The following is a 23,587-nucleotide window of genomic DNA, read 5'->3' on the forward strand; positions in this document are numbered from 1 at the left end:
TTCGCGGGCGGTTAGAGGACTCAGGTCCTGACAGTCGAAAGTGTTCAGCGCACCCTGTATGACTTCTTCCTGGCATTTTCATAAGCATGCTTTCAGGCATCCTTTAATGATAGTCCCTGAGACAGGAACCGCAGCCGGGCAGGAAATAAAGGCGGGCATAAAGCTGGGCGTAAACGCCCGGACAAGGGCAGGGGCAATGGCATCCAACGAAAGTCGCCAATAAAGGCGTTTTTTGCCGTAAGGCTCCAAACGGAAAGCAAACTCTTGTATAACAGGGGCTTGTATAACAGTGTTCTTGTAGAACAGCGAAAGCACCGGCAATCAGGAGGCCGCCGCCATGATCCAGTCAGAGATTCACACAGAGGTTCAGACAGACATGCCCCAATCGGAAAGGAATCACTCTTCTCAGCAAATCAGCCCCACCAAATCGGCTACCGCCGCCGTGCAGCGGGGTGTGGCCCGCGCCGATGGCAAGCTCAGCCTGGCTGACTCAATGCTGACCTTTACCCCCTACAACAGCCAGTTTGGCTTGGGCCCTTATCAGCTGGCGGTTACGGATATCGCCAGGGTGGAAAAGTGCCTCGGCAAGGGCGGCGGCATTTTGCCCGTGACCCGGGATGCGCTGCGCATCACCTTAACTGGCGGCGACAGCTATGAGTTTATCCTGGCCAATCCCGACGACTGGATAGCCGCGCTCGGCGCCTGAGTTTATAGCGGCGCTCGGCGCCTGAGGTTGGCGCCAGAGTATAGAGAAAAGCGGCGAGCCTTGCGGCCATCTCAGCCAAAGGCTCGCCCTGATGTGCTTTCTGGTCTTTCCTGACTCTTCAGCCTTCAGCCTTCAGCATTCAACCTTCAACCATCATCATTCAGCATTCAGCATTCAGCATTCAACCTTCAACCATCATCATTCAGCATTCAGCATTCAGCATTCAGCCTTCAACCACTGTGCTTAGCCATTGGCCGAGCAGAACCAGAGCTTATTGCCTTCGCTGTCAAGAAAACTGCCCACCAGATAGCCTTCTTCCACCACAGTGACGGGGTCAGCTATGGTCACGCTCCTTGCCCGTAAATAGGCCTCGGTGTCCGGCGCATGGTCACACTCTATGGTGATGCGCGGATTGGGTTCGCTGGTGGGGGTGCCATACCACTCGTCCTTTAACATCAATACCAGCTCCCCGAGGCGATAGCCCCTCAGCTGGCCTTTTTCCATTGCCGGTTCCAGCGCCAGCACCTCGCTGTAAAAATGGGTTGCCCGTGCCATGTCGTTCACGGCGATGGCGATCACTTTAACGGCCCGCAGGCCATGGGATGAGGTGTTCATTTTGCTGTGCTCCTACAACCATCTATCCCGTTAAGTATAGTTGTCTGGACTTTGGCACGGTTGGTATTGCTGCTTTTTACTGCATGTTATACAGTGGATGCCATTGATGAATAATCAAGCGAAAACAATGGTTAAGGCATAGCTGATATAAGTGTGTAACCAGAGTTTTCGTTTTGATGCTGACAAAGGTGCTGATTAGGGATGATGGCCGTCGATTCGACACGCTTTCAAAGGGATTTGCCTCGCTTTTCGCTTCCCCATTCCCCCACAACTGGATTTTTTGAAGCTGCCGCTTCTGGCTTTATCAGCAGGGTTACATCTTGCGGGTTAGTTGTTTGGTTTGGCTGTGTGATTGGTCGCTTTGCAAGCGACTTGAAAGCGAAGCCTTCCAGGCTTCACCCGGGCAGAAGGCTTTGCGCGCCCAAAGCCCTCTGCACACCAAAGGGCGCCCGCAACGAAGCGGAAAGCCCCGTCGAGCTTTTGGTGAAAATTGGCTGGCGCGACCGATTCGCTCCAAGCTCAACGGTCGCTGTTACGGCATCCATGCCTCGCCACGCCATTTTCACCAACGCCCTCGGCCGCTTCGAGCGGGATTGGTGCTAACCGCAGCAGCAGAGTTGTGGTTGGTAAAAACGAGTATCTTGCAAGGTAGGACAAGCTTACAAGCTTGGATAACCTTACAAGGTCGTATGAATAAAATGTTAAATACCCAAGGAGGCTCGTGGATATTCTAAATAATCGAGAAATTGCAATTGTATTATGGCTTCTGGCAATTTCGATTTACATCTTTTCTTCCTCCAAAATGGCTGAGGCCAGAAATGCCTTCAAAGGCGTCCTAGCCGCTTTCTTTGTTAGGCAAATAATGTCCGTCCTTTGTTTGATGGTTATTTACATGGCAATTGTCATCCACTTGCTTTCCGAGTTGGAACTATGGAATTTTGAACAGCTAAAAAATACTGTTTTTTGGTGCGTTTCTGTTGGTTTTATGTCGCTATTTAAGCTTGAAAAAATCAAACAAGATATGCATTTTTTCAAGCACTCAGTTTTAGATAACTTGAAACTACTAGCGATTTTTCAATTTGTCGTTGGTGTATATACATTCCCTCTTTGGCTAGAGGTTTTACTAGTTCCTGTTTTAGCATTATTGGGAGCTATGCTGGCTATTGCTGAAACTGACAGAAAACATCATCAGGTAAAGCTTTTGCTAGAATATTGCCTTTCTACTTTCGGGGTAGTCTTAATTGTTTACACTTTGTACATGTTAACGACCAATTTTGGTGAGTTTGGGAAAGAAAAAACTGCATACGATTTCTTTATTCCACCATTGCTGACTCTCTGTTTTCTACCTTTCGTTTTCTTTATGTTGGTTTATTCAACATATGAGCAGGTCTTTGTTCGTATAAGGTTTTCAATAAGGAGCCGGTTCCTTAGATATGCGGGTAAACTATATGCATTTATATTGTTTAATGTTCGGCTGAGTCTACTTGAGCGATGGTCATTTCAAGTCGCCAAAGCTAATATAGAGTCACACTCGGATCTGATTGACACCTTTAAATATATATTTAAGGTGAAACATTCTGAGGAAAACCCAAAGGAAGTACCAAAAGATCAAGGTTGGAGTCCTTATAAAGCCAAAGAATTTCTCGTAAATAAAGGGTTGAGAACTGGGTTCTATAATCGATCTTTCGAAGAAGAATGGTTTGCATCATCCCCAATGGAAGAAATTAGCGATGGTATTATCCCTGACAATATCACTTATTATGTTGAAGGTTCTGAAGATGTTGCAAAAGTGCTAAAGGTTAAAGTGAACGTGAATGATGCTTCCAGAACCCATCAGGCATGTGAAAAGTTAGAGCCTATAGCAGAAGCTTTAAGTATCTCTAGCTTAAACCTACCTTTATCCGATGATATGAAAAGTGCTATTTCAGGTTGTTACTCATATTCTGAGAAAGTTGGGGATAAGACAATCGCCTTGGTTGTAGAATATTGGCCAAATCATAAGCTTAATGGGCTTGACCTCAAACTCCTGATATCAAGCATTTAACAAAGCGAGGCTGTCGGACAAATTTTCCGCCGCGATCCAAATTTGCCGCAGAGCGCGGCGTTATGTGAATAGGATAGTTCATGAATGACTCCCAGTTAAGACGGGCACTGCAATCAGTGGGCATGTCTTGTTTCGTTAATAGTTTTGACTTATTTCAATCCGGTAGGTACTCAAAAGATGAATTGATTGAGTGGATGTCAGAGCAAAACGACTTTACTGAAAATTCATGTAAGTCAAGGGTTAACCATGCCCTGCGAATTTTTAGGGAAAATAAGCATATAGAATCTCTGAAACTCATCAAGTCATCTGCAAGAGTTGATTCGTATACCAAGTTACAGGCTGCCAAGCTCCACGCACAGCTAACAATACCAGCCATTGATATAGCAAAAGAACCACTAATTATTAAATTAATGGGGTTCAAGTCTAGGGATATAAACTGTAAGAAGGTTTACTGTACTACCTGTGGTGGTCTATCCGCCGCCATAGACAAAAGCATAGATCAAGCACTAATTTATGAAATAATGGATTTTATTTCAAATCATGCACCTGAGGAATTGTATCTATATGGTGATTGGTATGATTATTTAACTAAGTACGCAAAATGAAAAATATTGAATACGTCAGAAATAATAGAGTTCTGTTATCCATAATGTGGGCAACAATAAAACTAGTCTTAGCATTTTTAATCATTAAACATTTTGATTATGGGTTGTACGTAGTTTTAGGCTACATATTCTTCTCTATTGAATCAATCTCAAGCCTGCAATACCTCAATGCTCAAGAGGCTAACCTTCTTTTTTCTAACTTACATAGTAGTGAATCTACAAATATCGGTATGGAAGTTGGCGAACTTCGCAAGAACATTGCAGAGTTAGAGCTTCGCCTAGCAGAGGCAGAAATAAAAATTGAAGATATCACATAACAAAAAAGAGTGAGAACAGGCACAACACTTCGCTTTCAGATTGCACCCGTTTTTAACCCCCCATCGAAGCGGCCGAGGGTGTTGCTGAAAATGGCGTAGCGAGGCATGGATGCCGAAGCAGCGCCAGTCGAATCAGGGATGAGCGTCTGGCGCGTTAGCCAATTTTCAGCATAAACCCGAAGGGGCTTTCCGCTTCGTCGGGGCGGCAGGGACTCTCGTTAATAAATCGGCAAGAGGGGATTGCTGTAGATCCCCTCTTGGTCGGGTGTGGGGCGAAGCTCCACGACCTTTCCGTCGCTTGAAAAGCGACATTAAAAAACCAGCGCTTAGGCTGGTTTTCTTATGTAAGCGTGGCTGGCACCGAGCATAGGTGCCAAAAGACTCAGCCTTAGGCTAAAGCCTCCAACGGTCGATACCTCGCCACCGCCGAAGGCAACACCATCCCTTGAGCCTTCAAGGTATTCACCCGATGTAAATACGCCGCACCAGTCAACAGGTGCAACGCCAAATCCACCGCCCGGCGCTCGCGGTAATCATCCAGATACGTCCCCTTCGACCAGCCGTTAAAGGCCCCGAGCGCGGGTCCTGCCCAGATTTGATAATCCATCTCACGGCCAGCCTCGCCGGTATTCGACCAGCGGCTGGAGAGCCCCAGATACCAGCGGAAAATCAGCGCCATCTTGCGCTTGGGGTTACCCTGGGCGCGTTCAATCTGGCTGGGGTCGCGGGCCATAAAGTGCTCCACCGTGCCTTGCCAGATATCATCGAGGCTGGCGCGAAACACCTGGGCTTCGAGCTTGGCGCGCTCGTCGGCTGGTATGGCTTCGATGCTGTCGTAGCGGCTGTAAATCTCGTACAGCTTATTGGCGCGCATGGGGAACAGGGTGCCGCGCTTTACCACCTGCAGCTTCACGCCCATCTCAAACATGTCGGCGGCAGGGGCCATGGTCACATCGGCCATCTCTGTGGTGGCCAGGAGCCTCCGGGTGTGCTCGCTGGCACCGGCCTCGATACAGGCCTGATTGATGGAGCCGGTCACGATAAAGTCGGCGCCCATGTTAAAGGCGGCCAGCGCCGCATCCGGGGTGCCTATGCCGCCGCCTGCGCCCACGCGGATTGGGGTGGCAAAGGCGTGCTGGGCTTGCAGCTCGTCTCTGAGCGCCAGAATGGTGGGCAGCAGAGTCACCAGCGGACGGTTGTCGGTATGGCCGCCGGAGTCGGCTTCGGCGGTGATGTCATCGGCCATGGGCACCAGCAAGGCAAGCTCGGCCTGCTCACTGCTGATATGGCCATCGGTGACCAGGGCATCGAGCATTTTTTTCGGCGCACTCTTCATAAAGTGGCTGGCGACCTCGGTGCGGCTGATTTTGGCGATGACCTTGTTTTTGATGACGATATTGCCATCTTTATCGCGGCTCAGGCCCGCGGCGCGGTAGCGCACTATGTGCGGGGTGAGCGCCAAAAAGGCCGAGGCCTCTACCGTGTTAACGCCGTGCTTTAAATAGAGCTCCACCGCCCCTTGCTCAAGCGCTGGCTCACTGGGGCTGTGGATGAGGTTAAAGGCGTAGGGGCCATGGGGCAGCTCGGCCTGAATGCGCTTGATGGCGGCTTCGACCCGCGCGGGCACGAGACCTGCGGCGCCAAAGGAGCAGAGGATGCCTGCTTTACCCAGCGCAATCACCAGCTCTTCGGAGGCGATGCCGTTGGCCATGGCACCGGCGTAGTAGGCGTATTTTACCCCGTGGCAGCGGCGAAAATCCGCACTGCCAAGTTCAAAGGCGGCAAAGGGCGCGGCAAAGGCGGCGACCTCAAGGGAGCCTGTTTTGCCTTGGTCTGCTGCCTTGTGGCTGACGCCAAGCTCACTGCCGGGCAGACGCGCCATGTACACAGGCTTATCCAGTGCAAGCAGCGCCGCCTTGATGTCTGCATCGCCGCTCACGCTGAGGGCCGGGTCTATGGCCCAGGGCCACTTGAAAGGTGTGCTCATCTGTATTCTCTGTTTGGGCGGTTTATACCGCTGGTCATTCTTGTTTTGTTGGCGGCCGTGGCCGCGCGGAAAGCGTTTAGGTTCTAGATTCTAGATTCTAGGGCCCGGCGTATTCATCGCCGCTCAGGCCTCTTCAATCGCCAGCGCCAGTGTGCTGATTTCGTATATGCGCAGGCCATCTTTGGCAAGCCAGGCGTCGGCCTTGAGGGTGACGCGGCCTATTTCCCTTTCGATGGCGGTAATGTGCAGCTCCAGCGACATCTGCCTGTTTAACGGGCTGATTTGGCCACGGTACTTCCACTTCACTTTACTCAGGCAGTGATTAAAGCGCGGATTTTGGAATTCATTCCCAAGACCCGCATCCAGGGCGAAGCTTGAAAGCAGCTCGATAATGGCCTCAACCCCCAAAGAGCCCGGCATCACCGGGTCCTGATGGAAGTGGAAGCGGAAGAACCAGTCGCTTGGGTCAATGGTGCGCTCGCCGTACACATAGCCAAGGCCTGCCTTGCCGCCGGCACGGACAATATCCACCTTGTCGACAAAGTTAAGGCGGCCGCCGGGCAGGCGCAGATGGGGCTTGCCGGGGGCGGCCCGATACAGGGCGCAGGCGCTGTCGCGCAGGTTATAGCTGATGTCGGGGCTGAGGTTCTTTTCTTCAATCCAGGGCGTGGTGACCTTGCCGTTATCCAGCCCCAACTGGTGGGTGAGCGCCTCGGCCTTGAAGTAACCAAACACCGCCTTGCCCTCATAGAAGGGCTCGCCATCTGCCGCCAGCGCAAAGCTGAAGGTCTGGATGATATTGGTGCCGGACATGACTGTGCTTAAGAGGCGCGAGTCGTTGCTAATGGTCTTGCCGCGAAGGTCGATGTCTTTAATCAGGGTGCCTTCGCCGTCGAGATTGCGGAAAAAGAGCTCAAGCCCCGGGAAGCCCAGAGTGGTGCCCATATAGCCCGAGATAAAGCCGTTTGGCTGCAGGGCGATTTCCATCAAAATGGAGTAGGGCATGCGCGCCGGATGGCTGTTTTCGGCAAAATACCAGGCCTTTGGCGGCACTTCGTACTCGCCGATGCAGGATGCGGGGGATTTGAAATCGCCACGCTTGCCCTTAACCTCCACCACCCGGGTGGTGAGCTGCAAATCGCCGCAGGGGGTGCGCGGCGGAATCAAGCCACGGTACACCGCAAACTCGGGGCCGAAGCAGTTTTCGATATTGCCGGTGGCAAACTCGAACAGGTGCCAGGGGGTAAAAGGCACTGAATCCGGGATGCGATTTGCCGATTTTGGCGAATAGTCTTTCGTCACCGGCGCTTCGATATGCTTCACCGGCACCACACCCTTGATGGGGGTGGCATTCAGGTCTGGCTCGTGGGTCATCAGCGGCGCATGGATGGATGCCTGACGGCCTTCCAGCAGTGCCTTGTTCACATTAGCGGCAGTTTCGGTGTCTGAAGCGTAGCGGGTGCAGTCATCGTCTTCCTTGAGCATTACGCCCAGGTTCTGAAAATCCACCACCACTTTACCGTCGAGGATGATTTCGATATTGGCCTTGGCCCAGGGTGAGGGGGTGAGACCTATGTCGGTGACTTCCATGCGGTAGCTTAAGCGGTTTGACTGGGGCAGTACCTGACCACGGCAGCGCACCTTTTGCGGCGCATCCTTTAATGGCTGAAAGCGGCCGTTTTTGGTGAGCTTGTGCAGCCCCAGATGCAGCATGTAAAACTGCAGCAGCTGACCACAGCCCTCGGCCATGAGCGAGCCTGCCATCACCTGATCGTCTTTGAAATGACAGGGGAAATACCAGTGTTCCGGCTCCAGCTGCTTATGGCCTTCGATAAGCCCAAGGCCCCAGGCGCCACCGGTGACATCCACCTTGCTCACTTCTTCAATCATCAAAAACTTTTCGGAAGCAAAACAGATGGATGGCTGGTGGAAGCCCAAGTCGTGGCTTGGGCCAAAGCAGCCCGCGACATCGGCCGCGAGCAGGCGCGAGACTTTATCGTAGCCAAAGGCGGTTGTATCGCAGGCAATCAGGGGCGTGAAGCTACGTGGATTAGCCATGGCGGCGCTGCGCTGTTTGATTTCATCCTCGGTGCGGATAACCCCTTTGCCATCGGCAAGCTCGGCATCGGTAAAGAAACCGGCGCAGCCGCCGTCCATCTTGAGGATAAGCCTATCGCCCACGAAGCACTCGTAGGAGAAGAAAAACAGCAGGGTGTCGCCATTGCGGGCGTAGTTGTTGATGGAGATATCGTACCTTAGGGTATCGCCGCCACGGGGCAGGTCACCGAGGAAGGTGAGGGTACAATCCAGCAGGCGATAGACCCGCTCGCCCTTGTTTTCAAGGTCGATGCCGAGGAAGGAGATGAGCATGAGATCGCACTGGCCCGATTCCACCGCCACTGCCCAGGGAATTTGCCCGTCCACCAGATAGGGGGCATCCACCGGGATATCGTATTCTGTGGTCATGGTACTTGGCTTGTACTCGCCAAGTTTGGCATCAAGTTTGGTGACCCGGGACACCAGCAGATAGTCGGTGGTGGGCAGGCGCACCCGGCGCTTGTAGCTGTCGATAATGGCGTAATCGGGGCCAAATACGGGGGCGATATTGCCCTCGGCGTACTCAACCAAATCGGCGTAATCCCAGATGCAATCTTTTACCGCCTGGCTTAATGGTTTTTGTGCCGCTTGGCGAGGCGGCTTTAGTGCAACTGCGGCTGGTGTTGCCAGCTGGGCCTTGGGCAGGCTCACTTCCACCTTTGGTAGACTAATTTCCACCTTCGGCAAGGTGAGTTGCAGCGGCTGCTGCTCGCTCACCGCTGCGGCGATGGCGGCGTTGCTGATATCGGCTGCGTCGCCGGTGATATCGGCCATCAGGGCGCGGGCAAGCTTGAGCCCAGCTTCGCGGCTTTGCAAAAATGCCTGATGGGCCGCCATGGCTGCCAGACGATTCTGGACCACAGGTCCGGTCTGGCTGATGTTGATACTGGAGCCGCTATTGGGGCTGTTATTGGCGCTGATGTCGGCACTCGATGGCTGATAGCCGGGCGACTGGGGCGTTCTATTTTGTGTCATTGGTACTTCAGTATTGTTCTGCGAAGGCGGCTGTTCAGTGGTGTTTGATGCCGCGCTTTCGAGGGCATTGCTTGTAAGCGCAGTGTTTTGTGCCAGCTTGGCGCGGATAGAAGCTTCACAGGGCAGGTCGCCGCTGAGTATGTGGCCGCGAATATCTTTGCCGCCGAGCTGTATGCGCTGCAGCAGCTGCTTGCCTGCGGGGGCGGGCAGCCCTTCTGTGAGGCGCTGACTGAGGGCAGTTTGTTGTGCCTTGGTTTGGCGAAGCTCGACCCGGGCGCTGTGCATGGCGCCATCCAGCAGTACCGCTGCTTTCGACTCTGCCCCATGGCCTTTCAGTGTCATAGACAGGAGCGCATGTTGCAGGCTCGCCATATTGGCGGCGGCAAAGCTGTGGCCCAGGCGGGCACTGGCGCTGTGGTCACTGACGTTAAGCATGCGGCCAAGCTTGCAGCTGGGGCTGTGCTCTGTGATGTCCTCTACATTAGCCTGCTCGGGGCGGCTGAATGTTGGCGGCGTGAGCGCGCCATAACGACCGTTGCTGCCTGCCTTCAATACCAGGGCGCCTGCCCCTTCACCGGGGGGAAGACCCATGGCGCCAAGGGCGCTGCCATGGTGCCACACCTTCTCGGCGCTGGCGGCCAAGTCCACCGCAGCCACCACCACGGCGTCTAGCTGCTGGGTGGCGCAGAGGTTGTCGGCCACCTCCAGCGCGCGGGCAACCGAGAGTTCGCCCGCCGACAGGGTAAAGGCCGGGCCGCTGAAGTCCCACTGGGAGGCCACCCGGGAGGCCATGATATTGCCTATGTAGCTGGTGTACTGATTCAGGCTTGCCGAGGGCAGCACCGCATCCATGGCAAGTTGCTCCAGCGCCTGATATTCATCATCGCTGAGCACTATGCCGGCCCGGGTGAGACTATCGGCAATCTGGGTGTGCAGGTTAACCCGGCCGCGGAACTGATGCAGCTCAAGCTCGGTTTCCATGGCAACCAGCACGGCCACCTTGCTGCCGGGGGCAAGACCCGCATCGCGGATAGCCTCGTCGGCCACCTTCATCAGCAAAAGCTGCTGGGCAACCAGTCTGTCGCCGGGGTGGGGCGGCAGCCTGAAGCGCAAAAAGTCCAGCTCGAATCCGTCTATAAAACCGCCAACAGCGCCGCCAACAGCACCGCCAACATGCTGTATCGCAGAGTCATGGGACCCGGCGCTCAGGTGCTCGAGGCCCTTCCAGCGCCCCTCGGGCAGCGGCACAAGGGCGTGTTTGTTGTCTGTTATCAGGGTCGCAAGCTCGCCCACATGGGTTGCCGCGCCGAAGTGTCCGGCGAGGCCTTCGATGCCAAAGCTGTCGCTGGCTGAGTGGCTGACGTCAGGACTGCTCAATGCTTGAAGCGCTTCTGCTCCATCGGGGGATTCCAGCACCAGGTGGGCGTTGCAGCCACCAAAGCCGAATACCGACAAACCGGCCACGGCGGCGCTATTTTGCGGTTTTGCAGGCCAGGGGCGGGCAGAGGTGACCATCTGGTCGTCGCCAAAGAGCCCCTTGGGGGAGCTGATTGGGCTGGTTAGGCGCACCGTGGGCGGCAGAAGTTTATGCTTCATCGCCAGCATCAGCTTGATGATGCCGGGCATACCTGCTGCAGTGAGAAGATGGGTCAGGTTGGACTTTACCGAGCCGATAAGGGGCGGCGTGCTGCCATCGAGGCGCGACTCAAAAAAGCTTTCCAGTGAGCTCAGCTCCACCTTGTCGCCAAGGGGCGTTCCTGTGGCGTGGCATTCCACCACTTCCACTGCGCCGGGGGCTATGCCTGTGTCTTCGTAGGCGCGCTCGAAGGCCTTGATTTGGCCCTTGCTGGCAGGGCTTAAAACAAACTGGCCGCGACCATCGTTGGACAGGCCAACACCGCGGATAATGCCGTGGATGGTGTCGCCATCGCGTTTGGCGTCATCCAGGCGTTTGAGCACCAGTACCCCGGCACCTTCACCGGCGTACAGGCCGCCGGAGTGCTTGTCGAGGGGGGCGCTGAGGCCATGCTCCGGGAAGGCATGGAAAATGGAAAAGCCCATGCTGATGAAAAAGGGATCGGCGCCGCTCACCGCACCGGCCAGCATGACATCGGCCTTGCCGGTGGCCAGATAGTCGCAGGCAAGCTTGATGGCATACACGGAGCTGGCGCAGGCCGCATCCAAGCTCAGGCTCACGCCCTCAAGCCCCAGGCAGTCGCCGATAAGGGCTGAGGCATCGGCGGCCGTATCCTGTAACCAGGGCTGTGACCCAAGGGTGCTTTGACCATCGAAGGGCAGCAGCGGCGGGAAGCCGGGCAAGCGGGCCTTGAGGCCATTTTCCACCGCCTTGTGGTACAGGGGCAAAAAGGCGCGGTTGGAGGCCTTGGTGGGAAACGACAGGGTGCCCATCACCACGCCGCAGCGGCGTTTATCCACCCCGGAGTCAAGACTCTGCAGTGCCATTTTCGCCACATCCAGGGCCCACAGCTGATGCTCGTCCACTTGGGATGCCAGGGCGACCATGGCAGCCGCTGGCTTGGCGTAACCCTCAGGTGAAAAACGAAAGTCTCTCAGATAGCCGCCCTTGTCGCAGTAAAAGCGGTCGCTCTTACCCTGTTCACCAAGATAGGCAGCCACAGGCGCGCCGAGTTTGTCCCGGCAAATTGGGCTGTGGGCATCTTTGCCCTCGGTTATCAGCGACCAGAAGGCATCCAGGTCGTCAGCACCGGGAAAACGCCCCGCCATGGAGACGATGGCAATGGGGCAGGCGCCTTTGCTTGCTTGTGCGTGTTGGGGCTGAGTGTGCTTTTTTGTATGTTGGCTCAAGGCGTTGTCTCTTGGGCGGAGCGCGGCGCATCTGCTTCGACAGGGCGCAGGCGGGATAAATTCATGGGAATACTGTGGGCAATCAGGCGCGCCAGGGTCTTTTGCAGCGCCTTGCCATCCTGTCCATCGCAGGGGTGGGCGCTGAGGCGCATCAGGCGGGCATCGGCAATGGCCTGAATGATGCCACTGGTTTGCCGCCCGGCACCCACTTCCACAAAGAGTCTGGCACCGCCCTTGGCGGCGCGAAGCACCAGGGCGGTAAAGTCCAGCGGCTCGCTGAAGGTGGTGGCGATGGCTTCGGCAATGGCCTCGGAAACAGCCTCGGAGGCATCATCGGAGACTGTATCGGTCTCGGGCTTATCAGCAAACAGCAGCGGCGCATCGGCGCCTGCGCTCAGCATCATAGGCAACGCTGCCCTGGCCTCGCTGGACAGTGCCGCCAGTGGGCGCAGATAAAATGCCTGCAGCTGCGCCTTGATAGCGGCGGCGGCCGGGGTGTGCATGGCGGTAACCAGCCCCGTGGTGAGCGGCCGTTTGCCAAGGGTCTTGCACAGGCGCTTAAGCTCGGTTTCGTCTCCGGCAAGCACAGTGCTTGGCCCCTGGGCGATGGCAATGCTGACCCGGGGGAAGTCTGCCAGATGGGGGCGTATGTCGTCTGCGCTGAGCCTGACCACGGCACTTTGCCAGTTGAGCGCGCTGCTGGCGGCTTTTTTACGGGAGCGGGATTTGGTGGCCTTGGGGGCCGGGTTGTCGTCCGCTGATTCCTCATCCAGCTGCCACAGGGCACGCACTGCCTTGAGCTCCCCTGAGATCTGCTCATTGAAGAGCTCGCTGCTGAGGGTGTCCTGCGCCATGGCAAAGGGGTCTTGCCACAGACCATGGCTCGCCACCATGGCGGCTTCGCCCATGGAGTAGCCAAGGGCGAGGGCGGGCTTGATACCAAGCTCTGTCATCAGCACCCTTGCCATCAGATAGCTGGCGCCCACACCTGCCACCGCCTGTTCGGCGAGGCTGGGGTTATCCTCCAGCTCTCTTGGCTGCAGCAGGGCATTGAGACCGTCGAGTCCGTGCTCGCGGCTTTCCTGATCCAGGGCATCAAAACTGTCGGCAAAGCGCAGGTGCAGGCTTGAAAGCATGGACGCCGAAGCCACGCCCACACCGGGGTAAACGAAGGCGAGCCCGTTGGCCGTGGCCGGGCTTGGGGCAAACACACTGCCTGCAGGGGTGACCAGTTCAATGTCGTCCCGCAGGCTTTCGGCTATCCGCCACGAGAGGGCGGCGGCCTCGGCGGCCAGGGCCTTGGCACTGTCGCCAACCAGCACCAGCGCCCGGCAGCCCGGGGTCATTTCATCGAAGGCATCGGCAATGAGTTTGGCCAGCGCCGCCCGGCCTTTGGCCGAGTCATCCTTGAGGGCATTGAGGCTTGCCTGCACCTGGGTGAGGCGCCGTTGAATATGGGACCAGTCGGCACTGGGCAGCGCCAGTGGCAGCAGCCAGGGCAGCGCACTTTGCACTTGTGTGTTGGGGCTGGTGGGGGCTGCTTCAGGGCCATTGAGACCCAGCGTCAGCCGCGCCGAGCCCTGGGTAAGTACCAGGGTTTCGCCGCTGGCCAACTTGCTGCTTGCTTCGTCTGCACTGGACTGGTCGTTACTGCTCTGGTCCGGGGTGTTCACCAGCGCCACCACCCGCGCCTGATAACGTGGGTGGCTCCAATAGCTGCCGTATACCGGATGGGTGCGGCTGGCCAGTTGCTCCGCGTGGCGGATAACGCACTCCAGCGTAACGGGTTCAAAGAGGATTTCTGCATCCGCCGGGGCGCGCCCGGCCTGGGCGAGGGCGGTGTGAATGGCATTTTTGCCCGAACCCAGCGCCTGCAGCAGTGCCAGCGGGTGCAGGCGCTGTTTGGCGGCCTCCAGTGCCGGCAGCATCAGCAGGGTGCCATCTACACCCAGAGCGATTGTTGAACCCTTTTGCGCCTTATCAATCAGGGCGTGCCAATCGGGTTCGTTGGCGGTAACCCTCAAGGCATCGGCCGGGCAGCGTTGCACCCGGCACAGCGCCAGTCTCAGGGGGGGCGTCTTCACTGACATTAACTCTCCTGGCCTTTGGCCGACAAAAACGCCTGATTCAGGCTTTTGCTGATAGTGACTTTGACCCCTTCCATCGCCGAGGCGAGCTGCCCCTGCGCATTATAGAGGGCGACATCGGCACAGAGCTGGCGCGATGAGTGGCTCTTCACCCACAGGCGAAGCTGGCCCTGCTCACCGGGGGCAAGTTCGAGGTGTTGCACCGCGCGCCCAAGGCTCGCCGGCAGGCTGGCGGCATCGTATTTAAGCCGCGCCCACACCAGCAGCGCCTGCAGCAAGGCATCCTGCTGGACAATGGCAGCCTGTCCCGGTTCGGCATTTGTTGACAGGGTATTGGCAGGCAGCGTCACTGAGCAGCCAAGCCCTTTATCATCAAACCAGCTCACATCCCCCATCATCTGCAGTGCAGGCCCATGAAACAGGGCGCCATCCAGATAGAGCTGCTTCCCTGTGGCAACCGGCTTGTCCGACGACTGCCCGATATCGGCAGCAAGGGCTTCGGCTGGCAATGAGAGTGGGCTGGGGGCTTCAAGCCTTGCCTCGTATTGGGGGCGGCCGTCGCAGCTGATAAGCGCAGACAGGCCTGTGTCTGTCACCGACAGCACCATGGTCAGGGCTTTTTCATCGCTGTCGAATACCACGCCCTTGAGCAGTCGGTAATCATGGGGCTGCCACTGCCCACCAAAGTGGCGCGTTGCAGCGGCTTGCATCCATTCCAGGGCACAGACGGTGGGCAGCACAGCGTTACCGCCAATCTGATGATCCTCAAGGATCGCCAGTTGTTGGCGGCGCAGGGTGCGACCGAGGGTAATTCCGCTGTGCCCATCAGGCTTTTTTAGGTTGGCGCCTGCCTGGTCTGCATTGCCCTGCATGCTGGAGCCCACCAAAATCTGGGATTCGGCTCGGCCAAGCACGGCCTCGGCAAAGAGGGCGGCACCCAGTGGCCGGGGGATGACATACACGCCCCGCTCCTGGAACATTTTTTTCAGGCTGTCGGTCACCATGCCGCCATCCCATGGGCCCCAATCGAAGGCCACCACGCGGCAATCCGGCCTGGCGTGGGCCAAACGGTGGGCGGCCTTGTTGAGGATTTCATTGGCCATGGCGTAGTCGCTCTGGCCCCTGTTGCCATAAAAACCCGCGGCGGAGGAAAAGAGCGCCACCAGTTTCAGCTCATCAAGGTTTGCCAGAAGGCCCTTAAGACCCTCTACCTTGGTGCCTGCCACCCGCTTGAGCTCATCCAGGGTCTTGTCCTGAATAAACTTGTCAGCGAGTACGCCTGCACCGTGGATAAGGCCTGTAACAGGCGCCAGTGCCTGTATGGGGCCAAGCGCGTTGGCGATGGACTCGGCCGATGACACGTCCATGGAAAGGTATTCGGCGCTGGCACCCAGGTCGCTGAAGGCTTGCAGTGCCTGCTGGATTTCCAGGGCACTGGCAAGGGGCGCAATCAGGGCATCCACTTCCCTGGGCGTGGGGCGTTTGCCACCGGCCAGCAGCTCCTGAATGGCAGCCTGCTTAAGCTCAGTCGCCGCAACCCCTCTTGCCCAAACCGGGAACTCATTGAGGCAGAGCGCCTTGCTGCGTCCGGCCAGAATAAAGTGGGCCTGGGTACGCGCGGCCAGTGCCAGGGCGCAGTCGAGGGTTACCCCTTTTGCACCACCGGTCACCAGTATTTTATCTGTGCTGATTAGCGTTGTTTTTGCTGAAATTTGCTGCGCATCGGTTGCCAAAGCACCGAAGCGACCATCAGCAGCTATACCCCATTCAAGCAGGTCATCGGCGCCATAGAGGGCGTCAATGACGGCATCGGCCAGAGCGGTGGCATCCAACTGTGCCGCGACGTCAAGCGCACGGCAGTGGGCATGGGGCCACTCCTGGGCCAGGGTTTTGGTGAGGCCAAAGAGGGCACCCTGATTCAGCTCCACATCGGCACCAGACAGACCCAGTTTGCCGTCCATGCGCGCAGTTGTGATAAAGGCGCGTCTGTGGGCGCCGTTCGCGGCAAAGTCCGCGGCCAGATGCTTGGCGAACAAAAACGCCAGTGATACCTGCGAAAACGCCTCGTCACTGAAACGGGCAACCGTCTTACCGCTGGCAGCGCCTTCATCTGCGGCCATGACAGGCTGCAGATGAATAAAGGCCGACACCGGCTCAAGCTCCTTGAGCAGCGACTGGATTTCGGTGTCCATGTCGCCCTCTTGGGAAAGCGTACGGGCGTCTATGCTGGCATCCAATACCGACTGGTGGCCCAGGCTGTCGCTGCGAACGACAGTGACCGCCAGCCCTTTGGCATCGAGGCGGCCAGCCAGTACACCGGCATTGTGACCATCATCGATGATGATGACACGACCATTGGCGGCAAACAGCTCTGCGGCCGACGCGGCCTCGAGTCTATCTGCCGCCGGCAGCTTTTTTAGGGCAACCCCCGTGTGAGGGGCAAGCTCGGTAGCTGCACTGGCATCTGTGCCCACAAATTGATTTGGCAGGGAGAAGCTTTCGACGATTTGCCCCAGGGTGCGGCATTCGGCGAGGGTGGCTGCATCCACTTCGGCGAGACCCGGCAGGCGCTCCTGCACCGTGCCTAAAATCTCTACCCGTTTGATGGAGTCGATACCCAGATCGGCTTCCATGTCCATGGCCAGGTCCAGCATCTCCACCGGATAACCGGTTTTCTCGGCCACCACAGTGAGCATGGTGTCCAGCACTTGTTGTGGCGTTGGGGCCGGCAGTGTTGCCCCAGCCGCTGCGGCAGGAACGGCAGCGGCTCTATCGGAAGCTGCATCGGAAGCGGTGGCAACTATGTCCTGGGCAGCCGCCAGTGCGGAGACGGCGATGTCTACTTCCACTTCAGTACCCGTGTCCGCGTCAGCCGCTGTTTGCTGGACTGCTACCTTGCTGTCGAGGCTGGTTTCCTTTGCGCCGTCCTGTGAATAGCAGGCAATGATATCGCCCAGGGTGCGGCATTCGGCGAGGGTGCTGGGGTCAATTTCCGGCAGGGTTGGCAGTGCATCCTGCACTGTGCCAAGAATTTCCACCCGCTTGATGGAGTCGATACCCAGATCCGCTTCCATATCCATGGCAAGTTCCAGCATCTCGGCGGGATAACCTGTTTTGTCGGCGACCACGTTCAGCATCACAGCGGTGATATCGTGGCTGCTATGGATGGCCTGGTTTGACCCTTGCGCAGGTGCCTGAGACACAGGGGCTTCGGCGGCGCCTGTCATGCTGTGCATGTAGGCAACTATATCGGCGAGGGTGCGGCACTCGGCGAGGGTTGCGGCATCCAACTCGGGCAGCGAAGGCAGCTCGTCCTGCACTGTGCCGAGGATTTCCACCCGCTTGATGGAGTCGATACCGAGATCTGCTTCCATGTCCATGGCCAAATCCAGCATCTCGGCGGGATAACCTGTCTTGTCGGCCACTACTTTCAGCATCACGGCGGTGATATCGCCGCTTGCAGTTGCTGACACGGGCGCTTGCGCTGCGTGCACTGCGGGAGCAGCTTCTGCTGCAGGCGCTGTGGTGCCCGCCACGCTGTGCATGTAGGCGACTATATCTTCGAGGGTGCGGCACTCGGCAAGCGTTGCGGCATCCAGCTCTGGCAGCGAGGGCAATTCATCCTGCACAGTGCCGAGGATTTCCACCCGCTTGATGGAGTCGATACCCAAATCCGCTTCCATATCCATGGACAAATCCAGCATTTCAGTGGGGTAGCCAGTCTTGGCGGCCACCACCTGCAACATCACGGCGGTGATATCGCTGCCTGCTACTTCAGTTGCGGCTGCAGTGGCGGATGGCGCCGCTTGCACTGCGGGAGCCGCTTCTGCTGCAGGGCCTGATGTGCCCGCGACGCTGTGCGCATTCGCCACTGCATGCATGTACGCGACTATATCGGCCAGGGTTCTGCACTCGGCAAGCGTCGCGGCATCCAGCTCAGGCAGCGAGGGCAATTCATCCTGCACTGTGCCTAAGATTTCCACTCGCTTGATGGAGTCGATACCCAAGTCCGCTTCCATATCCATGGACAAATCCAGCATCTCAGTGGGGTAGCCTGTCTTGGCGGCTACCACCTGCAGCATGATGTCCTGAATTTGTGAGGCCGCTGTCGTTGCAGCTTTGGCAGCCACAGTTTCTGTCGCCGGGGCCACTGCTGCAGGGGCTACAGGAGCTTGGGCAACAGGTGCTTGGGCAACAGGTGCAGGAGTCACAGTTGCGGCCGTTACAGGCGCAGCGGCAGTGACAGGCGCAGCGGCAGTGACAGGTGCGGCAAAGGCAGCTGAATACACAGGTGCAGCCGGCTGAGTGACAGTGGCCGTTGGTGTCTGGCTTACGAGAGTCTGCCCCGAGAGGGCGCTCAGCATCTGCTCACTGCCGATGGCCTGAGCCCGCATAAAGTCGCTGTGGATCTTCAGGGTGTCGGCCTGATGCTGGTGGAAGAGCTCCAGTGCACGCTCAGTGGCGGCTGGGACCGGCAGACCGGCGCTGGCGAGTTCCAACTGCTTTTGCATCAGCGACTGCACCCCTTCGCCGTATTGGGCAGGAATAGTCAGAAACTGCTGATGCAGGGCCGCCAGTTGCTGCTGGGCGGCAAACAGTGCTTCCAGAGTGCCGGTTGCTGTAACCGAAGCTCCTGTAACCGAAGCTCCTGCAAGCTGTGTGGGGGCAACCGGGGAGGCTGCACCCTGGGCAGGGTGGCTCTCATTGCTTGCCTGCGCAGCGGCAGTGGGCTGGACGGGATTGGCCTGGGGAATGTATTGGGTCTTTTCCACGATTTTCTCGACAATCTGGGTTTGTTTGCTGACTTGGCCGTCCTTGAGGGAGGCCTGCATGCGCGCGGCAGTGGCCGGACTCAGGTAGTTGCTGGCGCTGAGTTTTACCGTAAGCGGCGACTTCGGCATGGCTCTGTGTGACAGCTGCTCGCGATACGGGTCAGGGTTGGTGATGGCAAATCCTGCGGTGGCCAATTCAACCGCCGCCAGCTTGAGCTTGCTGTCGGCGCGGCCCTGACTGAGAGCAGCCTGGGCATCCAGCGACAGAATCAGGCACTCCTTCGCCCGCTCGCCGAGGATGGCATCCACCAGGCGGCTTAAGGTGTTCTTGGGGCCAAATTCAATAAAGACCCGCACACCATCGCGGTAGAGGCTTTCGATTTGCGACTCAAACTGCACCTGCTCAAGCATCTGGGCCTTGAGGCTCTGCTTGAGGCTTTTGCCATCGGTGGGACGTTTGTCGCCAGAGGCATTGGCATAGAGTACGGCACTGGCGACGCTGAAGGTTTCTTTGTCGATGGCCTTGGCAAAAGGTGCGTGGGCATGGCCAACCAAAGGGGTGTGGAAGGCGCCTGACACCGGCAGTGCTATGGCGCGAATGCCCTTGTCGGCAAGTGCCTGCACCAGCTGCTTAACCGCGTCTGTGGGACCTGCCAGCACCAGCTGGGTGGGACTGTTGTGATTGGCAATTACCACGGATTCGTGCTGGGCAAGCAATGTGTCCAGGGTGCTTCTGTGGCCGGCATCCGGCAGGATCACCGCCGCCATGGTGCCTGCGTCCTTGCCTTCAGGGACTGATGCCATGGCATCGCCTCTGGCAAAGGCAAGGCGATAGTAACTGGCCTGGTCAATCACACCGGCGGCGCGCAGGGCAGAAAGCTCGCCAAAGCTGTGTCCTGCCACCGCATCCGGGGTTAACCCGGCGGCCTTGAGGATTTCAAACTGGCCCATGCTGACAACGCCAATGGCGCTTTGGGCTATGCGGGTATTGGTGAGTGCCGCTTCGTCTTGCTTGCGGGCATCGGCATCGAACTTGGGAATGGGGAACACGCGGCTTGAAAGCTCGCCACTGCCATGACGGCCCGGATATCCGCGCTGGTGGAAAACCTCATCGGCGGCAATAAATTCGGCGCGCATCTCGGGGTAGAGCATGGCAAGCTCGCCCCCCATTCCGAGATACTGGCTGCCCTGACCGGCAAAGAGGGCCGCGACCTTGGCCTGTTTCGCCATGGCCTGGGCGCGGAAGCTCATGTCCGGGGTGTGCCAGTCATCTGATGGGGTGGCAAGCCTTGCTATGGCATCGTCCAAACAGGCTTTCAGGGCCTTTGCATCGGCGGCCACAACTCCCAGACGCGGCCATTCGGCCTTGGGGGCTTCGCCCTTGAGGGTGAAAGGGGCGGTCAGGGTTTCGAAGGTTTCTTCGCTGGTTGAAAGACGCTCACTGAGAGCCTTGAGCTCGTCGCAGAGCGCCTCGCGGGTGGTGGCGGCAAACAGCAGCGGCACCTGGGTGGCGCGCAAACGATAGGGCTTGCGGTCGTGGTCGCGCTGATATTCTTCCATCACCAGATGGAAATTGGTGCCACCAAAGCCAAAGGAGCTTACCGCTGCGCGGCGCGGCGTACCGTCGGGGCGCGGCAGCCAGGGACGGGTTTCGGTGGAGAGATAAAAGGGCGAAGCTTCGATATTGAGCTTGGGATTGGGCTTGTTCACATTGATGGTGGGCGGCAACACCTTGTGGTGCAGTGCCAGTGCAGCCTTGATAAGCCCGGCGGTGCCTGCTGTTGACTTGGTGTGGCCCACCTGCGACTTGATGGAGCCCAGGGCAATGTGCTGGGTTTCGTCGCTGCTTTCGCCCATCACGAGACTCAGACCGGAAAACTCGGCCACATCCCCGGCGGCCGTGCCTGTGCCGTGGGCTTCCATCAGACCCAGGGTATGGGCCGGGAATCCGGCATCATCGTAAGCGCGGCGCAGCGCCTTGGCCTGACCCTCGGGCCGCGGGGCGTAAATACTCTTGAACTTGCCGTCGCTGGAGGCGCCAACCCCTTTGATGACGGCATAAATTTTATCGCCGTCCCGCTCGGCATCTTCGAGGCGCTTTAGGGCCACCATGCCGATACCTTCGCCAATCATCATGCCCTTGGAGTCGGCGTCGAAGGGCTTGATTTGCTCATCCACGGTGAAGGCCGGGGTTTTGGAGAAGCTCATGTACATGTAAGCCGAGTTGTCGGTACAGGCGCCGCCGGTGAGCATCATATCGGCGCGGCCCTCGGTCAGCTCGGTAAGGGCCATGCGGATAGCAGCGAGGGAGCCTGCGCAGGCAGCATCCACCACGCAGTTCATGCCGCCCAAATCAAAACGGTTGGCAATGCGCCCGGCAATCACGTTGCCCAGACTCCCCGGGAAGGAGTTTTCTTCCCAGTGGATGTATTGGTCCTGAAACTTGCGAATCAGCATCTCGCTGTCGGCATCGCTGATACCGCTCTCGCGAAAGACTTTTTTCAGCACCGGATATTGCAGCCGGGCATTGAGGCTCTGGCTGATTTTCTGGCCGCCGCCAATGCCCAGGGTAATGCCGATTTTATCGCGATCGTGGCCGGAGGCTTCGCTGACGCCCGCGTCTTCCAGTACTTCTTTGGCCACAATCAGCGACAGCAGCTGGGCGCTATCGGTGAGCTCCAGAATATTGGGCGGCAGGCCAAACTCCATGGGGTTGAAGTTGACTGGTGGGATAAAGCCACCGCGTTTGCAGTAGCTCTTGTCCGCTGAGCGTTTATCGGCGTCGAAGTAGTCATCAATCTGCCAGCGATCGGCGGGTACCTCTGTGATGGCGTCGATTTTGTCGCAGATAAGATCCCAAAAATCGTTCAGATAACGACTGTTGGCAAAGAGACTCGCCATGCCGACGATGGCAATGGGGGTGTCCTTGAGACGCTTGTTAAGGCGCAGATCCTGCGCGTCCTGAGTCTTGGACTCGCTCATTGGGCAACTCCTGTTGGCGCCGGGCGTTCCGGCGTCTTTTTGCGGGTCTTGGCGCCGCGGACATCGGGAAAGCGCGCCAGGAAGGTTTGATAATTGCGGGCGAGCAGCTTTTTCAGCTGGAATGGCCCCTGATTGAGCACATGGCTCATGTAACGGTCGGCCGCCTTGAATTCGGCGTCGGCCTCTGTGTCCGGGTAAATATCCACGTACACCCAGTCATGGGCAGTGGCCATGCCAATCAGCACCGAATATGAGCCGTCCTGTTCGATGGGCACATGCATGGCTTCTACTTGCACAACGGTATGCTCGTCTTCGGCGGGCAGTGCCAGGGTTTGGGCCAGGGTGTGGCTATTCAGGGCATAGTTTTCGGTGCCGCTGTCACGAAACACGGGTAACAGGGCAAAGTGCTTGTCTGGCAGGGCATCGACGGGGGTGATATCACCCAGGCGCGATACACCGTGGCGCTTGAGGCAACGGGCCAGCCCCGAGCGGGACACGCCGGGATTGATATGCTGCTGGGTGACTTCGAGCAGTTTATCCAGGGTGAGCTTGAGCTGGTATCTGAGCCCCACGACCACGTACTCCTGCACCGGGGTCAGGGTAGTGTTGAGATGGTGGGGCAGATTGGAACTGTCTGCGACCGTGGCGCGGTTTTTCCACTTGCGCACCGTGGCCGGGGTGATATTGAGCAAACGTGCGAGTTCGGCCACCGGCAGCGGCGACTCCTGAATAAAACGGCGCATCTCCACCGTGGTGGTGGCATTGCGGTGCCTGGCGCCGGTTTTGATTGGCGGCGCTGATTTATCCGCACTCATGCGGCTGTGGTTCCCATCGTGTTCTTGACTGTCCCTGGATGGTGTTTATCTGCTTGCTGACGGTAAAGCGGACTTGGCATTCAGTGCATAATCTACCGGAACCGGATACAGGCATGACCCGGTATGCAGTGTAGGTAATTGGCACAAACCCCGTCCGCGCAGCTGGCGCAATTCAATGGTGAAGCAGATTACCTGAGGAAGAGAGAAGATACAATCAGGCGGGACTCATTGTGCGGGCATAAGTCTAATTGTTTCTAATTGTTCCGCTTGTTGTATTTGTGTTTTATGTATGTTGCTATTAGGGTTCGCGTCGGTCCTGAACTGATGCAAAATTCATTTTCTAGGGAGAGATATTATGTTTTTACAGAAACGGAATGCATTTGTTGCAGGGCTTTTGTTGGCATCGGCCACCTTGGTGGGCTGCGCCAGTTCAGACAGCAATCTGACTGACGAAGAGCGTCAGCTTGCTGAGCAGCGTAAGGAAGCGCTGGGTAAGGCCGGATACAGATGCGATACCGTTAAAGTGACGGGCTCCAACCTGCCGTCCAAGCGTTGTACTACCCGCAAACAGCGTGAGCAGGAGAAAGACAACGCTCAATCTTATGTCGATGAAGTGATCCGCGGCACGGTTCCTGAAGAGACAAAATAGTCTTTAACTTCCCACCCTGCTGGTTGGTCTTGTGACCTCAGTCAAATCCTGTGTTCATTCTCAGAACTATACTGCTTTTGTAGCCAAGTAGAATGTGACACAAGGAGGCC

The 23,587-nt window shown here is 57.4% G+C and carries 12 protein-coding genes; 6 read left to right on the forward strand and 6 right to left on the reverse strand.

All coding sequences use genetic code 11. The features are described from left to right. The first annotated feature begins 337 nt into the window (after window positions 1-337). Window positions 338-706: a hypothetical protein gene (locus tag K0H63_RS06040; protein WP_434086749.1), complete on the forward strand. Its 369-nt coding sequence runs from the start codon at window positions 338-340 to the stop codon at window positions 704-706. A gap of 243 nt (window positions 707-949) precedes the next feature. Here K0H63_RS06040 and K0H63_RS06045 read toward each other — a convergent pair whose 3' ends face one another. Beyond that, the gene (locus tag K0H63_RS06045) at window positions 950-1,321 is read right to left on the reverse strand and encodes a VOC family protein (protein WP_220067158.1); all 372 of its coding nucleotides are present in this window, start codon (window positions 1,319-1,321) and stop codon (window positions 950-952) included. A 201-nt stretch (window positions 1,322-1,522) separates the two neighbouring features. On the opposite strand from K0H63_RS06045, the gene K0H63_RS06050 reads away from it, so the two are divergent. From K0H63_RS06050 to K0H63_RS06065, 4 genes are all read left to right on the forward strand, one after another. Beyond that, window positions 1,523-1,924 carry a hypothetical protein gene (locus K0H63_RS06050; protein ID WP_220067159.1) on the forward strand — a complete coding sequence of 134 codons (402 nt, stop codon included), beginning with the start codon at window positions 1,523-1,525 and terminating at the stop codon, window positions 1,922-1,924. Between the two features lie 118 nt (window positions 1,925-2,042). Then, window positions 2,043-3,365: a hypothetical protein gene (locus K0H63_RS06055; protein WP_220067160.1), complete on the forward strand. Its 1,323-nt coding sequence runs from the start codon at window positions 2,043-2,045 to the stop codon at window positions 3,363-3,365. 80 nt (window positions 3,366-3,445) lie between these two features. After that, on the forward strand, window positions 3,446-3,970 hold the full coding sequence (locus K0H63_RS06060) for a hypothetical protein (protein WP_220067161.1): 525 nt from the start codon (window positions 3,446-3,448) through the stop codon (window positions 3,968-3,970). Next, window positions 3,967-4,287 (forward strand): hypothetical protein, encoded by a 321-nt coding sequence (locus K0H63_RS06065; RefSeq protein ID WP_220067162.1) that lies wholly within the window; start codon window positions 3,967-3,969, stop codon window positions 4,285-4,287. Before K0H63_RS06060 ends, K0H63_RS06065 begins: the two co-directional genes overlap by 4 nt. 388 nt (window positions 4,288-4,675) lie before the next feature. Here K0H63_RS06065 and K0H63_RS06070 read toward each other — a convergent pair whose 3' ends face one another. From K0H63_RS06070 to K0H63_RS06090, 5 genes are all read right to left on the reverse strand, one after another. Continuing rightward, window positions 4,676-6,274, reverse strand: coding sequence for a PfaD family polyunsaturated fatty acid/polyketide biosynthesis protein (locus tag K0H63_RS06070; RefSeq protein WP_220067163.1), 1,599 nt, complete (start codon window positions 6,272-6,274; stop codon window positions 4,676-4,678). 123 nt (window positions 6,275-6,397) lie between these two features. Beyond that, complete coding sequence (locus K0H63_RS06075; protein ID WP_220067831.1) at window positions 6,398-12,091, reverse strand: hotdog fold thioesterase; 5,694 nt, start codon at window positions 12,089-12,091, stop codon at window positions 6,398-6,400. A 77-nt stretch (window positions 12,092-12,168) separates the two neighbouring features. Then, window positions 12,169-14,262 (reverse strand): PfaB family protein, encoded by a 2,094-nt coding sequence (locus K0H63_RS06080; RefSeq protein ID WP_220067164.1) that lies wholly within the window; start codon window positions 14,260-14,262, stop codon window positions 12,169-12,171. Further along, window positions 14,262-22,013: a type I polyketide synthase gene (locus K0H63_RS06085; protein ID WP_220067165.1), complete on the reverse strand. Its 7,752-nt coding sequence runs from the start codon at window positions 22,011-22,013 to the stop codon at window positions 14,262-14,264. Before K0H63_RS06085 ends, K0H63_RS06080 begins: the two co-directional genes overlap by 1 nt. Further along, window positions 22,010-22,828 carry a transcriptional regulator gene (locus tag K0H63_RS06090; RefSeq protein ID WP_220067166.1) on the reverse strand — a complete coding sequence of 273 codons (819 nt, stop codon included), beginning with the start codon at window positions 22,826-22,828 and terminating at the stop codon, window positions 22,010-22,012. The genes K0H63_RS06085 and K0H63_RS06090 overlap by 4 nt, the downstream gene beginning before the upstream one ends. Window positions 22,829-23,183: 355 nt before the next feature. Here K0H63_RS06090 and K0H63_RS06095 point away from each other — a divergent pair, with 355 nt between their 5' ends. Continuing rightward, the gene (locus K0H63_RS06095; protein WP_220067167.1) at window positions 23,184-23,477 is read left to right on the forward strand and encodes a hypothetical protein; all 294 of its coding nucleotides are present in this window, start codon (window positions 23,184-23,186) and stop codon (window positions 23,475-23,477) included. Window positions 23,478-23,587: the final 110 nt, after the last annotated feature.

It is taken from the genome of Shewanella zhangzhouensis (genome assembly GCF_019457615.1).
Classification (GTDB): domain Bacteria; phylum Pseudomonadota; class Gammaproteobacteria; order Enterobacterales; family Shewanellaceae; genus Shewanella; species Shewanella zhangzhouensis.

What these genes read in the sequence shown, in the direction of transcription:
- K0H63_RS06095 (WP_220067167.1), top strand. Translation starts at nt 23,184, where the DNA reads ATGTTTTTACAGAAACGGAATGCATTTGTTGCAGGGCTTTTGTTGGCA.
- K0H63_RS06065 (WP_220067162.1), top strand. Translation starts at nt 3,967, where the DNA reads ATGAAAAATATTGAATACGTCAGAAATAATAGAGTTCTGTTATCCATA.
- K0H63_RS06085 (WP_220067165.1), bottom strand. Translation starts at nt 22,013, where the DNA reads ATGAGCGAGTCCAAGACTCAGGACGCGCAGGATCTGCGCCTTAACAAG.
- K0H63_RS06060 (WP_220067161.1), top strand. Translation starts at nt 3,446, where the DNA reads ATGAATGACTCCCAGTTAAGACGGGCACTGCAATCAGTGGGCATGTCT.
- K0H63_RS06045 (WP_220067158.1), bottom strand. Translation starts at nt 1,321, where the DNA reads ATGAACACCTCATCCCATGGCCTGCGGGCCGTTAAAGTGATCGCCATC.
- K0H63_RS06040 (WP_434086749.1), top strand. Translation starts at nt 338, where the DNA reads ATGATCCAGTCAGAGATTCACACAGAGGTTCAGACAGACATGCCCCAA.
- K0H63_RS06090 (WP_220067166.1), bottom strand. Translation starts at nt 22,828, where the DNA reads ATGAGTGCGGATAAATCAGCGCCGCCAATCAAAACCGGCGCCAGGCAC.
- K0H63_RS06075 (WP_220067831.1), bottom strand. Translation starts at nt 12,091, where the DNA reads ATGGCGGGGCGTTTTCCCGGTGCTGACGACCTGGATGCCTTCTGGTCG.
- K0H63_RS06050 (WP_220067159.1), top strand. Translation starts at nt 1,523, where the DNA reads ATGATGGCCGTCGATTCGACACGCTTTCAAAGGGATTTGCCTCGCTTT.
- K0H63_RS06070 (WP_220067163.1), bottom strand. Translation starts at nt 6,274, where the DNA reads ATGAGCACACCTTTCAAGTGGCCCTGGGCCATAGACCCGGCCCTCAGC.
- K0H63_RS06080 (WP_220067164.1), bottom strand. Translation starts at nt 14,262, where the DNA reads ATGTCAGTGAAGACGCCCCCCCTGAGACTGGCGCTGTGCCGGGTGCAA.